The sequence below is a fragment of the Gordonia lacunae genome (genome assembly GCF_002149015.1).
GTDB classification, from domain to species: Bacteria; Actinomycetota; Actinomycetes; order Mycobacteriales; family Mycobacteriaceae; genus Gordonia; species Gordonia lacunae.
The window spans coordinates 25,942-39,703 of the sequence record NZ_NGFO01000040.1 but is presented as its reverse complement, the minus strand read 5'-3'; the positions used below and the strand labels follow the sequence as shown (position 1 = coordinate 39,703).

Annotated in this window: 14 protein-coding genes; 7 read left to right on the top strand and 7 right to left on the bottom strand. The window is 63.8% G+C overall.

The genetic code is table 11. The features are described from left to right. Nucleotides 1-435: 435 nt before the first annotated feature. A complete protein-coding gene (locus CA982_RS23495) occupies nucleotides 436-1,290 on the top strand; it encodes a HEAT repeat domain-containing protein (protein ID WP_144066105.1) in 855 nt (284 codons plus the stop codon). A gap of 65 nt (nucleotides 1,291-1,355) precedes the next feature. Here CA982_RS23495 and CA982_RS23490 read toward each other — a convergent pair whose 3' ends face one another. After that, on the bottom strand, nucleotides 1,356-1,889 hold the full coding sequence (locus CA982_RS23490) for a TetR/AcrR family transcriptional regulator (protein ID WP_086537545.1): 534 nt from the start codon (nucleotides 1,887-1,889) through the stop codon (nucleotides 1,356-1,358). 282 nt (nucleotides 1,890-2,171) lie between these two features. On the opposite strand from CA982_RS23490, the gene CA982_RS23485 reads away from it, so the two are divergent. After that, a complete protein-coding gene (locus CA982_RS23485) occupies nucleotides 2,172-2,996 on the top strand; it encodes an oxygenase MpaB family protein (RefSeq protein WP_158097831.1) in 825 nt (274 codons plus the stop codon). Nucleotides 2,997-3,460: 464 nt separating this feature from the next. Here the strand turns inward: CA982_RS23485 and CA982_RS23480 are convergent, their stop codons facing one another. The 3 genes from CA982_RS23480 to CA982_RS23470 all read right to left on the bottom strand — a co-directional run bounded on the left by CA982_RS23480 (nucleotide 3,461) and on the right by CA982_RS23470 (nucleotide 5,324). After that, nucleotides 3,461-3,757: a TetR family transcriptional regulator C-terminal domain-containing protein gene (locus tag CA982_RS23480; RefSeq protein WP_086537543.1), complete on the bottom strand. Its 297-nt coding sequence runs from the start codon at nucleotides 3,755-3,757 to the stop codon at nucleotides 3,461-3,463. Continuing rightward, a complete protein-coding gene (locus CA982_RS23475) occupies nucleotides 3,754-4,176 on the bottom strand; it encodes a hypothetical protein (RefSeq protein WP_144066104.1) in 423 nt (140 codons plus the stop codon). The genes CA982_RS23480 and CA982_RS23475 overlap by 4 nt, the downstream gene beginning before the upstream one ends. 266 nt (nucleotides 4,177-4,442) lie before the next feature. Then, nucleotides 4,443-5,324: a hypothetical protein gene (locus CA982_RS23470; protein ID WP_144066103.1), complete on the bottom strand. Its 882-nt coding sequence runs from the start codon at nucleotides 5,322-5,324 to the stop codon at nucleotides 4,443-4,445. A 164-nt stretch (nucleotides 5,325-5,488) separates the two neighbouring features. Between CA982_RS23470 and CA982_RS23465 the strand changes: the two genes are divergently transcribed. Further along, the gene (locus CA982_RS23465; protein WP_086537540.1) at nucleotides 5,489-6,799 is read left to right on the top strand and encodes a helix-turn-helix domain-containing protein; all 1,311 of its coding nucleotides are present in this window, start codon (nucleotides 5,489-5,491) and stop codon (nucleotides 6,797-6,799) included. A gap of 56 nt (nucleotides 6,800-6,855) precedes the next feature. On the opposite strand, the gene CA982_RS23460 is transcribed toward CA982_RS23465, so the two are convergent. From CA982_RS23460 to CA982_RS23450, 3 genes are all read right to left on the bottom strand, one after another. Further along, nucleotides 6,856-7,185 (bottom strand): hypothetical protein, encoded by a 330-nt coding sequence (locus CA982_RS23460; protein ID WP_086537539.1) that lies wholly within the window; start codon nucleotides 7,183-7,185, stop codon nucleotides 6,856-6,858. Nucleotides 7,186-7,277: 92 nt separating this feature from the next. Further along, nucleotides 7,278-8,177 carry a CPBP family intramembrane glutamic endopeptidase gene (locus CA982_RS23455; RefSeq protein WP_244176462.1) on the bottom strand — a complete coding sequence of 300 codons (900 nt, stop codon included), beginning with the start codon at nucleotides 8,175-8,177 and terminating at the stop codon, nucleotides 7,278-7,280. Nucleotides 8,178-8,419: 242 nt separating this feature from the next. Continuing rightward, nucleotides 8,420-9,220, bottom strand: coding sequence for an IclR family transcriptional regulator (locus CA982_RS23450; protein WP_086537553.1), 801 nt, complete (start codon nucleotides 9,218-9,220; stop codon nucleotides 8,420-8,422). Between the two features lie 153 nt (nucleotides 9,221-9,373). On the opposite strand from CA982_RS23450, the gene CA982_RS23445 reads away from it, so the two are divergent. From CA982_RS23445 to CA982_RS23430, 4 genes are all read left to right on the top strand, one after another. After that, on the top strand, nucleotides 9,374-10,138 hold the full coding sequence (locus tag CA982_RS23445; protein WP_208618079.1) for a CoA transferase subunit A: 765 nt from the start codon (nucleotides 9,374-9,376) through the stop codon (nucleotides 10,136-10,138). Further along, complete coding sequence (locus tag CA982_RS23440) at nucleotides 10,135-10,797, top strand: 3-oxoacid CoA-transferase subunit B (RefSeq protein ID WP_086537537.1); 663 nt, start codon at nucleotides 10,135-10,137, stop codon at nucleotides 10,795-10,797. The genes CA982_RS23445 and CA982_RS23440 overlap by 4 nt, the downstream gene beginning before the upstream one ends. 385 nt (nucleotides 10,798-11,182) lie before the next feature. After that, nucleotides 11,183-12,037, top strand: coding sequence for a LysR family transcriptional regulator (locus tag CA982_RS26980; protein ID WP_086537536.1), 855 nt, complete (start codon nucleotides 11,183-11,185; stop codon nucleotides 12,035-12,037). Nucleotides 12,038-12,167: 130 nt separating this feature from the next. Next, a complete protein-coding gene (locus CA982_RS23430; RefSeq protein WP_086537535.1) occupies nucleotides 12,168-13,619 on the top strand; it encodes an amidohydrolase family protein in 1,452 nt (483 codons plus the stop codon). The last annotated feature ends 143 nt before the right edge of the window (nucleotides 13,620-13,762 follow it).

Sequence of the window (13,762 nt, the reverse complement as noted above, 5' to 3'; positions counted from 1 at the left end):
GGCCCCGAGACCACCCAAGACGCAGCCCCGGCGGCCTCGCCCCCCGAGTTGCCCGCCACCGTCGGTGCCTTGTCGACCACCTGGGTCACCTTCATCCCCCAGTTTGGTCCTCATCTTCCCCGGCGCCCCTTCTATCGAAAGGCTTTGCAACAACGATTATCTGACCTCCGCGCCGAAACGCGTCACCGCCGTAGTCGTCGATGTCAACGCCAACGTTGCGCTCTACTTCGTCATCTACGCTGTTTCTCGGCACAACACTGTGAGTGCGTTGTGCGGGTCGCACCGGTTACGCGCCATACAGGGTTGAAAGTGCGCGCGGATCGTGCGCGTCGTCTGATCGATCGATAGTGGTAGGCGGCGGTGGCTTCGTCGAGCAGCATCCGTGACCATGGGGTCGCAACAAGCAGCTAGATCAATGTGGGTGGGTGGCGCGTGATGACGGGGTCTGCGCCTGACCGGGCAAGTCGTGTCGCGCGGATCGCCGAGGTGCGGGCAGCTATCGAGGCGATCGAGACACGTGGTGACCAGCCGGCACCTCGCAAGACGTCACGCGACCTGCCCGCGGAAGCTGCGACCCCCGGTGCGGCGGACGCCGAGTACCCGCAGGTGACTCATTCAGGCCAGCCTCCCGAGGGTGATGACTGGATGGATCGGATACCCGCGCGGTACCGCGACGGCGAGAACGGATTTGATCGGCGGCTCATGCAGGAGCTCGCCGCGGTAGGGGTGCGCTGTTACACGATCAACAGCCTTGTCGGTACTCGCCAAAGACCACAGGCTATTCCTGTTTTCATCGACTGGCTGACGCATCTCGAAGAACGCGTGCCCGGCCCGGAGAGCCGTCACAGGCAGGCTCTGCGTGCGAATCTCGTCAGCTGCCTCTACAGCGCCGCGCCCAGCTTGCGAGGTCGAGCAGACGTCATCAACCTCATCATCGATCAGTTGACGTGGCAGCCACCGCTGCCTGGTCCCGCTCCGGACATCGCCGGGTATGTGCTGAAGCGAATCGCCACCAAGAGGGACTTCGCGCGCATCGCCGACCTCATCGAAGAGCTTCCACCCGAGGTGCCCCGAGGCTCGCTGATCGAGTACATGGGCAAAGTCAAGACGCCCGCCGCGCGTGAGATCGCCCTGCGCTACCTCGACACCGAATGGACCTTCTTCTCAATCAGAGCACTTGCTGCGATGAAGGCAACCGGTGTCCGCGACCGCGTCGCGCCCTACCTTCACGACGCTAACGGGATGGTCCGCACCCAAGCTCGAAAAGCGTTGCAAAGACTACCGGAATGAACTGACGACGGCACGTCATGACCACGCGAGGTGCGGCACGACCTCCGGGCTTTCTAGCGTGACGCTCAGTCTGTGGGTGCTGTGGATGATCGTTGACTCAATGCTCCGGTGAACAGCGCAGTAAGTGCAGGCACGTGTGTTGTCGGTGTCCCGGGGACGGAGTGGTCGATGGTTCCGACGATGACCTCGCCGGTTGCGCCGACGAGAAACCGTGCGGTGAGCGCCAACTGATCGCGGGGAATGTGGGCATAGGCACGTTGCGCGCCGAGTCGCCGTGCGAACGCGCCGGTGAAGTGATCGATGGCCTGCTTGCGCCGATCGGACAACGCAGGAACTTTGAGTGAGTCGACGACGATAAGGCGCGCTTTGTGTTGTTGGCGCTCTACGAAAGTGCAGATCGCCGAGACGATGACCGCGACATCGTCGGCGGTCTCATCGACGTCGGCGCCCAGCGCGCCGTCGATGTGGTCTCTGAACTGGCCGACGGCAGTTTCGTAACCAGCCCGGATGAAGCCGTCGAGGCCGCCGAATTCTTCGTAGACGTATCGAGCGTTAAGGCCCGCTTCGGCGGTCACCAACCGAAGCGTGATCTCGTCCACCGATCTAGTGGTGAGACAGGTGAACAGTGCGTCGATCAATTGCGTGCGGCGCTGGGTCCGGCGGTCGGCCGCGGAGACGCCGCCGTACCTACGGGGGTGTGGGGTCATGGCGATCTTGACAACTGTAACCCAATCGAACGATTCTGGTATCGACCAATACCAGAATGAAAGGCGGCCCCGTCGATGGCCGAACGGACTCGCACCGGAGCCGATCTACCGGAGCAACACCTACGACCCGCGGAACCCTCGGCACTGGCACCCGACAGTGCGACCGTGAGGGCGGTGTCGGACTGGCGCATTCTCGCTGTGGCGCCAGCCGCCTTGGTGTTGCAGACGTCGCATCCGGTGATCGGAGCAGGAGTGGCGCAGCACTCGATCTACACCGTCGATCCGATACTGCGGTTTCAGCGCTCGTTTTGGCAGACCCTCGGCCTGGCGTTCTATGGTTCCGATTACGGACGCGACGTGCGGGCGCTGCACAAACCGATCGGTGGGGTAGACCACCAGGGCCGCCGGTATCACGCCTGGCACGGCGACGGGTACTTCTTTGTTCTCGCCACTGCAATGTGGGCGATCGAGACAGTTGCCGAACGGTTTGACAAGATTCCGTTGAGTCCCGCCCAGCGCCACGACGTCTACGACGGCATCAAGCAGATGGCGCGACTGGCCGGAGCTCCAGAACCCAGCATCCCCGCCACTCTCGTCGACTACGACCGCTACTTCGCCGACACCATGGCCAAACTCGAAGATCACCCGGCAGCACAACAACTTCATGGAACGGTCGCCGACATCCCCGTTCCGGCGGCCCTGCCCGGCGCCTTGGTGCCGTTATGGAGGCCGATGGCCCGACGGGTGCTAGGCCCCGTCGCGGTCCTGCTGACCGTCGGTCTGACGCCGGCCCAGCATCGTGCTGTCTTGGGTTGGGAATGGAGCGAGCGGGACGAGCGCAAACTTGCCGGGTTGATCGGTGTCGCCCAGGTGGTGCATCGAGTCCTGCCCACCCCTCTGCGTCAGATCACACGAACCATGGCCCTACGCCGCCGAGCCGAGTTCCATCGTCAGATCTCCGACGCGGCCGCTGTGGCTGCCAGCACTTCCACAGTATGACCGCAATGATCAGAGTGCTGAGTACGCAGCGCTCGCAATGACTTTCGGACTGTGCCTTGAACAGTCGTTATTGTCGGCGCAATCCTTTGCCGCACAACGCATTGCGTCGCCATTGATGAAGAATGGCGGGACTCTCGAGCCGGTGCTGCCCGCTGTCCTGCGCGGAGGTGCATTGCTGCTGTCACGGATGGAAGCGGGCGTCCACCTGGGCCGCCTCGCGGGGGCCTACGAGTGCTGCGTGGGTGTACCGGGCGCGGCCGAAATAGGTTGTGTGCGCAGCTGTTGTCGGCACCTCAACCTTGTCGGTGATCGTGATCGCATCGACGCGGGTCGGTTCGCTTCGCCTATCGCGTGGTGCCACGCTTGGCCGCCGGTGTTGAGGATGAATTGCTGGAGGACCTTCAGAGTCTGGACGAACTCGTCTTCCGTGACGCCGTTGTGGCGGCGAGTCCAGACGTCGTCCATCAAATGCTTGGTGCGGTCGAAGCCTCTTGTCCTGACTGCGTCAGAGCTCGCAGCAGGTAGGCGTCGAACGTCGCGGTGAGTGCATCGACGTCGGTTGAGTCGGGGAGGGTGCCGGCTCCGATGCCGCGTTCGATCGCTGCACGGACGCGCGCTCTGGTGACATCGCGTGCGCGGGTCGCCTGTCGCGTTGCTTGTGCGGTGTGGTGTGAGGCCGTCGGCGAGGTGAGGGCGATCAGGCACATACGCGCAGGCGCGTCCTTGTTGACCGCCTGAAGGCAAACCTCGTTGAAGGTCACCTATCCGTACGGCAGTCCCAGCTTCTCGTTTCGTCTTCTGTCACACTCTGGAGGTTGGGTGGCGGGTAGCCGGTGTAGATCTCGGCGATGATGCGGTCCAGGGCAGCGCAGTCGCGCCGGGACAGCGCAGTGAGGATTCCCGAGTGGGTGTGGGCGGTGATGACCGCGGTTCCGCAAACGTCTCTCGGTCTTCCGATGCCTGCGGAGGCTATCCGGGTGGCCACATCGTTGTGGCCTACCCCTCCGAGAGCTGTGAGCGGCTCAAGCAGCGCGCACAGATCTACGTGGGCAGCCAGACGGGTGAGGGTAAGTGAAGTCGTTTGACCGCCGATGATCTCCCGTACCGCCCGTTCTGGATTGACGGCGGGCAAGTCCACGTACTCGGCTTCGCCGCGATCGGTGAGAACCAGTGCTTTCATCTCCCACGTCACTTTCGTGTTGCACCGGGTGCTGTCCACACCGCAGCAGAGCTACGTCACGCTCCCTGGCTTTGGATCTGACTGTTGCCGTGCCCGTTCGTGCCGATCAGATCAGCTCTAACGCATTCACGAGGTGAATAGTTCTGCGGCAACGTTGGCGCGGATCCCGTTTGGCGTGTGCGGGGTTCAATGACCGACCGGTGTCCGGTCGCTGACTGAACGGTCCCGGGTGGCTCGCCGACGAGCACCCGGGACGGCTCGGTGATCTAGGGGGCAGGAACGAGGGCTGCCAGTTCCCGCGGGATGAGCTGAGCGACCTCGTTCGGCAGTGTCACCGTCGACGCGGTGCGCTGTGCACCCGGTGCGGGAGTGGCCGCGACCTTGCGCGGAGTTGCAGGCGCGACCTCGCGCGGAGCTGCAGACGAGTCGGCCGAGCGTCGGGCGTTGTCCCGGGCCTGTTCCAGGCGCGACTGAGAGTCCGAGGTCGATCCGCCGATACCTCGGCCGTTGTTCTCGCCGACCGCGCCACCGATTGCCCCTCCGACGACGCTGCCGACTCCGGCGCCGATTGCGGCGCCGGCGAGTCCGCCTACGACGGGACCCGCTATGGTGCCTGCCACGCCGACGATGATCCCGCCGATGATTGCGCCGGGAATGCAACCGATGCCGGCAGCGGGCAGGCCGACCACACAGCCCATTCCCATTCCGGTCAGTCCGCCGATCACGGGTCCGAGGACGAGTCCTGCCGAGGCACCCAGCGCGGCCCCCACGCCGGCGCCGGTGACGGCGCCGATGCCGCCCCCGGTGGCCGCGCCGTTGATCCCGCCGGTGGCCGCGCCGTCGACTTGCCCGTCGTGGACTGCAGCTCCATGCAGCTTCTTCCGGGCAGCCGGATCGACACGCTTCTCACCCAGGGACGGGGACTGCGACCACTGCGGCGAAGTCTCAGCGGTGCGCCCGTCGTCGAGGTTGGTCCACGGCCCCGGAGCCACCGGGAGATTGAGCAACCCGGGCATCGGGTTCACCTGTCGGGTCGGCGACTCCGTGGTGATGTGGTTGTTCACGATGACGTCGGCGTGTGCGGTGGCGACGGGCAGTGCCACCGTCATGGCTGCGGCGATCCCCACCGCACCTGTGGCAATTCGCATCTGGCGTCTCATGTGTCCTCCTCAGACCTGCTGGTGAATGTCGACGCGAACTGCGCGACCGGGAATAGCAGATAGCGAACATGAGATGTAATGCAATCCGAGAAGACGTGTTTACGCCGGTCAGCAAGGGTTTACAGTCGTTTCCAGCAACCGGAAGGGGTCGAGTGAGCACGGATAGCGACGGACATCACACGCTGATTGCCTGGTTACGGGCGGTCCGTCAATCGGCGGGCGAGCCGAGTTTACGAACGATTGCCGCGAATACGGCGTACAGCCACACCACTGTCGCCAAGGTTCTCAACGGTGCGATGGTGCCGTCATGGCCGGTGGTGCGCGATATCGCCGTCGCGTTGGACGCCGATGTCGCGCACGCGCGCCGTCTGTGGGACGGCGTGGCCTCGGACGGCATGGATCCTCCCCCCGACCTGGACACGTCGACGCCGGCGACCCCAACGTCCTCATGGCGAGTGGCCTTGGCGGTGTGGTATCTGATCGCGGCAACTGCCGTGTCCGCTCTGGCGGTGATGCTGGCGATAGACCCCGACCCCGGCCGGACAACGGCTGCCGCCGATATATCAGCGCTGGCGTTCGCCGTCGCGGCGATCATCATCCTGGCCACCCGCGCGTTCTGGTGCCGGAAGAACGGCCACCAGTCAGCAGCGACGTTCTTCGCCATCATGACCGCCGCCATATCGGGTTGGCTGGTCGGGCATGTCTTGTGGGCTTTCGCGCGTACTGTTCGTGACGAGCCCGTACCTCTAGGGCATCTCCATGATGTTGCCTATTTGTGGATGCCGCTCTTCGCGACAGTCGCACTGTGGAGGAGTAGTAGGGCGCTGGGCGTCGGCCGGCCGATGGGCCGGATCGACAACGCTGCGACCCTGCTGTGTATGTTCTGCGGGATCTACCTTGCCGCCCTGACATTGCTGACGGCACTCGGCGATGGGCACGCCGACGCGTGGACGAACGTCTACGCGCTTCGCCCCAGCGCCGACATCCTGCTGGCAATGCTCGCATTCGCGCCGATCGTCTACGGTCGGCGACTGACCAGCTCGGCTGTTCTCTCTGCGGCCTTCCTCGCTGCAGCCACGTCCGACACCGGCTACATGATCTTGCGCGCAGACCCGGACATCGAGGCGCTGCCATCAGCGTCGGCCGTCGGGCACATCCTGTTTTTGGCGCTCATCTCGACCTTCGCCTTATTGGCACGTCCCGTGCAAGAACCCTTTCGGTCTCCCCGGCCCATATCGGGGCTTCCTATGCACCCGACGACGATCGCCTCCGCAGTTGCTGCCATCAGCCTGCTCGTCGCCGTCACTTGTGCGCTGTGGATCCGGTTTCACACCGAAGGACCGATCCAGGCCACCGCGACAGTGCTCGTCGTGGTCGCGGCCGCGGCGTTCGGGCTCTCCTACGTAGCCCGATCGTTCCTCGAACACGCGCCGCTCGCCGAACGTTCCCCTGAGGTGCGCTGACTTCCACCATTCACGTCACCCCGGTTGGCGGCGCTGTTCGGTGTGACGATGGCGGTCTACGTTTCGCCGACGTCAACGATCTCGTTCACCATGTATTCGAGCAGCTGTGCGGCGGAAACCATTCCGAGGGTGTACAGGGCAGAAACGGACTTCCTCAGAATCTCATCCTGCAACATCGCCATCTCTGACCCGGCGACATCCCTTGCGGCAAGATCGTTCTCGGACGTCGCCGTGCGCAGGCGTTCGACCACATCGGCCTTGAGCTGGTGCTCCTGCTCGAGTTGCTGGATCGTTCTGACCTGGTCGACGATGAGCTCGTCGGTGATTTCTGTCTCGGGTAGCAGGCGCTTCATCGAATCCTCAAGGGAGCGGAAGACATCGACCATTCTGCCATCGTAGGTACACACACAGCTGGTCATCAAGATGACGGTCAGGCATGGAGTCGGTACGGAACTGGACTTCGCGCAACAGGGAAGGGTCAGAACAGCGTGAGCGGGTTCGCGTTCATCAGGCCGTGCACCAACAGTAGCGGCCACATGACCCGATGGCGTCGCCATAACAGGCCGAGGAAAAGGCCTGTGATTCCCTGATTCGCGAAGACATTCGCGAGATCCACGATCCAATCCCCGGTTCCTTGGACGGCGATGTGCCACGAGGCCCAGGTGAGCGAGCTGACGATGATGGCGGGCCATACCCCCCCGAGAATGGCCTCCCATCGCGTTTGTAGCCACCGCCGGTAGAAGAACTCCTCCAGCACGGCGTTGAGCAAGAATACTAGAAGCGCGGCCGCAACAACGGTCAGCATGTCGGCTTCGTAACCAGCCTCAGCATGCGTGAGCGAGAGGGCCAGGTAGGTCACGATCCATCCCAGTACTGGTAGCAGCGGCCACCACGGAGCCCCGTTTGCGGTCGGGGGCGGCGATGCTTCCGTGACTCCTGTGCGGGTGACTCTGGCGAATCGCCGGCGCGCCGCGAACAGCAGCAGTGGACCGAGTAGGAGCAGACCTGACTTGAGTGCCGTGTAAGCAGGCTCTGATGGTCCGAGCAGGGTCAGCGCGATCGTGAAGGCGAGGGCTAGAGCAAGAAGGACGAAGCCATCTGCCGCGCACCCACCTGGCGGGGTGCAACTGCGATCAAACCCGGTGGTGGGCGTGATGAGGAGCAACCCGATGCCGACGGCGGCGGCGAACCAGGGATGCCATATGGGGATGGTGTTTGTGGAGTCGGCGGTGTATCGGATTTGCCCTTCGCCCAAGGTGATCACGGTGATTGCGGCAACGAGGAGAATGCCGATCCCTGCTGCTGCCACAACGGTGCCGATGTGGGTTCGCGGCCAACCGCCGCCGACGGGCGCCGCAGATTTCGAGATCGCTGGCACGCGTCCGAATCTAGAGGACATCTAGCCCACCAGGCACGCGGCCGCGCACCGGCAACCCATGGGTATTCGATCGCTGAGTTACTTCAGTGGGGTTCGGCCACTGCGGTCGGGGTCGGCACCTCTTCGCTTGACCGGGGTTTGCCGCTCAGGCCAAGCGCCGAGGCCGAATGAGCAGCATGGTCGTGCTCCCACATGCGTCGAGATCCGTCACGGACGCAAACGAGTGCATGATCACTTGAGCGTTATGCTCTCGTTCTAGGCGAGCCCGTCGACGGAATCGCCGAATCTCGCAGTCGCAGTGACAGTGTATGGGCACTGTTGAGCAGCAGTTCGCCCATCTCGCGCTGGCGTTCGTCGCGGAAGCGGGTCTCGACGCCAGTCACGCTCAACGCCCACGCTGGCCGGCCATTGCGGTCGAATACCGCTGCACCCATTCCCCAACTACCGTCGACCAGTAGCGCGGGATTCACCGCGTATCCGGTTGTTCGTGTCGAAACGATTCGTCGTCGGAGCTCAGGCTCGCTGTGTGTCTCACCCCAGGCCATCGATAGGTTGCTCCGCGCAAAATAGGCGTCGATGTCGCGATCGGGTAGATGGCTGAGGATAACCAGGCCGGCAGAGGCAACGCCCAGTGGGAACCGTACTCCTTCATGCAGTACGTGTGAGCGCAGCGGAAAACTGCCTTCCTGGCCGTAGATACACACCGTTTCATCTCCGCGGCGCGCGGAAAGGAACGCGCTCTCCCCAGTATCGCGAGCCAGTCGATCGATCAAGTCCCGGGCAGTATCGGTGATGTCGTAGCGCTGGGCCGCCCCGGCGCCGAGGAGGAACAATTCAGGCCCCAGATTCCAACGGCCAGTCGCAGGGTCTCGATCCATCAGGCCTTGTTCGGCCAATGTTCCCAATAGGCGGTGTGCGGTCGGTCTGGCTAGCCCGGTTGCGGTGGCCAACTCGGTCGTTGACGCACCGTCCGGCAGGAAGGTGCCCGCCGCGCGCAGCAGTTGCGCCGCTCGAGCGATGACTTGAGTTCTTCCGGCGTCCACAGTCCCCACTCTAGCGTTCACTCAATGGACGCCTGGTCCGTGCTGGTTTCACCTGGCGAGAGAAACTGCCCGGCGTATTGCCTGCAAGCTGGATTTTCCTGGACAGTGTCCGATGTCCAAGTGAATCTCACTCAGCGAACGGGAGGACGGGTCATGGCCGAAAAGCTGTATGCCGGGGCGGCCGAGGCAGTCGCCGACATTCCCCATGGCGCAACCCTGGCCGTCGGCGGGTTTGGGCTCTGCGGGGTGCCCGATGAGTTGATCGAAGCCCTCGCCGCCGCCGGCACCACCGACCTGCAGGTGTTTTCCAACAACTGCGGCGTCGATGACTGTGGCCTGGGCATACTGCTGTCCAGCGGCGCGATCACACGTGTCACCGCGTCCTATGTCGGCGAGAACAAAGAGTTTGCCCGGCAATACCTTGCCGGCGAGCTTGAAGTAGAGCTCACTCCACAGGGAACCCTGGCCGAGCGACTGCGTGCGGGCGGCGTAGGGATACCCGCGTTCTTCACCCCCGCCGGCGTGGGCACGTCGATCGCCGACGGAGGAATGCCGTGGCGATACGGCACCGACGGCTCAGTGTTGATCGCCTCACCTCCAAAGGAAACCCGCGTGTTTGGCGATCGTCGCTACGTACTGGAGAAAGCCATCACGGCCGACTTCGCACTCGTGCACGCTCGTGTAGGCGATACCGAAGGCAACCTCGTTTTCGACAAGACCGCCTTGAACTTCAATCCTCTGGCCGCAATGGCCGGTCGGATCACCATCGCGCAGGTCGAAGAACTGGTCGAGCCCGGTCAGCTCGACCCCAACAGAGTTCACCTTCCCGGAGTCTTCGTCCAACGCCTCGTCCACACGGGTACGCAGACCAAACGAATCGAGAAGCGCACTGTGAGCACCGCAAGAGAATCACGATGACAGGGACAACCCGAGTACGCGGATGGACCCGCGATCAAATGGCAGCACGCGCCGCCGCAGAGATGATCGACGGCGAGTACGTCAATCTTGGCATCGGCCTCCCCACCCTCATTCCAGACCATCTCAGTGCAGACGTCCGCGTCATCCTGCACTCCGAGAACGGCATTCTCGGCACCGGTGGCTACCCCACCGAGGAGGCCGTCGACGCCGATCTGATCAACGCTGGAAAAGAGACCGTTACCGTCAAACCAGGCGCGGCGTTCTTCGACTCAGCGCTGTCGTTCGGCATGATCCGCGGTGGGCATATCGACACCGCTGTCCTGGGCGGTATGCAGGTATCGCGGCTCGGTGACCTCGCTAACTGGATGGTGCCGGGCAAGATGGTCAAAGGCATGGGCGGGGCAATGGATCTGGTGCACGGCGCGGCCCGCGTGATCGTTCTGATGGAACACACCGACCGGAACGAGAACCCGAAAATCGTTGATGCCTGCACTCTTCCGCTGACCGGATCGGGCGTGGTGAACCGGATCATCACGGACCTCGCGGTCATCGACGTCCCCGGTGACGGGACCTTGCTGCTGCGGGAACTGGCGCCGGGGGTCACCGTCGACGGCGTCGTAGCCGCCACCGGCGCCACGCTCACCGAGGCCCTGTCGTGACTGCGGGGACGGCCTCGGTCGGCGGCGCGCGGACGCCGGGCGGACGTCTGATGGGTGCTCTCGCTCCTTATGTCAGGTGCTGATCTCGGCGGCCTTGCGATACTCGGGGCTCTCGAGCGCACCCTGGGTCGGCGGCATGCGCCGGCCGAAGGGAGGACTCCGCGGGGCCGATGCCCCCACTGCGGGACGGCGGGATGAAGGATCGTCGATCTGGCATGGGTGCATCGACGTGAGTGATCGTCGCCGGCCTGTCATCTCGACATCCGGACCGGGGTCAGTCGCGGGAGACGGTTCGCAGTACCTATCACTAGGCCCTTCTCTGCGACCTAGAGTGAGTTCTGAGGCCCCGAAACGGCGTGTCGGTGCGCATTGAGAGGTGTGATCGGTGGACATTGAGTCGTTGCGATATGTCGTCACCCTCGCAGAAGAGCTTCACTTCGGTCGATCGGCGAGACGCCACTACATCGGCGAAGCTCCGTTCGGTCGTCGAATCCGTCAGGTCGAGTCCGAACTCAGTGTGCGCATGTTCGACCGAACCAGTCGGCGGGTCTCTCTGACATCAGAGGGCGCGGCACTGGTAGCACGAATCCGGCAGGTACTTGCAGACCTCGATGCCTTGCGACCCGCCATCGTCGTCGACCCGTCCGCTGTGAGGGTTGGGGTTCTCGGGTTCGGCGTGGGGGGCCAGTGGCGGCAACTACGGAGGGAAGTTCTCAGCGACGTGCCCGGCATCGTGCTGACTCACCGAGGATTGACGTTGAAGAGTCAGTACTCGGCATTGCACCAGCATGAGGTCGACGTCGCTCTTGTCCACTATCTCGGTGACGTCGACGGTATCGATCTGCTGCCGGTCATGCAGACGCCACGGGTGGCGGTGGTGCCTCGTGAGTCGTTGTACTCAGAGGCCGACCATCTGTCGGTCGACGACGTGCCCTCCGACCACTGGTTACGGTTCGAGGGCACGGACGACCGGTTCGTCGACTGGGTCGGCCCTCCAGCTGCCGGTCGCGTCACTACGTCTCTCGAGATGTTGACGACTGCCGTCGCAACCACCGGACTGGTCGGGATCCACGGTGCAGAGGCCGCAAACTTCTTCGCGCACCCCGATGTCTGTTTCGTGCCGCTGAAAGGGCCACCGATCACGACCGCCGTCGCGACCCGTCACGATGACACACGACCTGCTGTTGCCGCGTTCCGTGCCGCCGCGAGACGCATCTCGGCGCTGCCCACGACGGCCTGACCGGCGGTACCCTGCGTCCTGCGGTCTCGGATCATGTCTTTTTCGGCCCATGATTGGATCGCCGCCTCTCTGTCATCTTTGTGACGTCGGTCATTGAAGACCGGCATATCGATACAGGAGGCACAAGCCCATGGCCCAGCAGCGCACCGTGATCCGAGGCGGTCATGTCATCACGATGGATCCTGTTCTGGGAGACTTCCCGGTGGGGGACATCCTCATCGAGGACGGTCGGATCGTCCAGGTTGCGTCATCGATCGGCATCATCGACTGCGAGGTGATCGATGCACGCGGTCACCTCGTCCTGCCTGGGTTGGTCGACACGCACCGACACACCTGGCAGTCCCTCCTCCGTGGCATCTGCGCTGATTGGACGTTGGGTGACTACTATTTCGGCATTCGTCTCGGGATCTCTCCCGTATTCAGCCCGGATGACCTGCACCTCGGACAGGTGCTCGGTGGCGCGGAGGCGCTGAATGCGGGTGTCACAACGATTCTGGATTTCTCGCACACCAACAACACCCCGGAGCACAGCGATGCCGCGATTGCTGGCATCAAGGACAGCGGCGTTCGAGCAGTCCACTGCCATGGCTTCTTCGAGAGCAGTCCTACCGGAACCAAGTTCGGCCCTCACGCCGATCGACTCCGTGACTACCGTCGACTGGTCGAAGCCGAGCTGAGCGACGCCGATGCTCGAGTGACCGCCGGTGTGGCGCTCAGTGAACCTCTGGGACTGCCCTGGCAGGACACCCTGAACGAGATTGCAACCGCTCGCGAGCACGGGGCACTGATGGTCAACCACACTGGCTGCGTGTGGGGAAGCCCGCTGACCTTCGGCATCCCGGAACTCGACGCGCTGGGTCTGCTGGGTCCCGACATGGTCCATGTGCACTGCAACGCACTGACCGGTCACGAATGGGAGATCCTTCGCCGCACCGATGGGAAGGTGTCCATCTCCGTCGAGACCGAGCTGAACATGGGCATGGGACGTCCCGTGTTCGCCAGGTGCCGTGAGTACGGCATCGCGCCGACGTTGTCGGCAGATGTGATGAGTCTCAACAGCGGTGACCTGTGGCATCAGGCCAGGCTCGGTTTGGGTTTCGCGCGGTGGGATGCCACGCATGAGCTGAACATCGCCGGGCATATGCCGGAGGCCGTCGTCAGTACTGCCAAGGACGCTCTCGGGTGGGCCACTGTGAACGGAGCAGATGCTCTCGGCATGAGCGACCAGATCGGCAGCCTGAAGCCCGGTAAGAAGGCCGATGTGATCCTGGTGGGCGGCAATTCCTTTGAACAACATCCTCGGCTCGACCCGTACGGCACGCTGATCTTTCAGACGACGGCCCACGATGTGCGTACCGTGCTCGTCGGCGGCGAGATCGTCAAGCTCGATGGCAGGTTGGTGCATCACGACCTCGCGGAGTTGGGTCGCCGGGCCGATACCGCGGCGCGCGAGATCTTCGCGCGGGTCGAGGCGACCGGCGCGATCCTTCCGGGCACCCCGCCCGGAGCATGGGGCGCCATCGACCCGATGGCCCAGGGATACCTTGCAGAGGCCCGCGCTTCTGTGGCGGCCGTCCGATGACGGCGGCGCCGCTCGATCGTTTGGATCCCTCGGGAGCAGTTGCTGCCGCGGCGGCTCGGTGCAGCAACGTGGGTCGGTGGGGCCCAGACGACGTGCTCGGGACGCTGAACCTGGTCGACGACAGCTGCCGGGTTCGCGCCGCG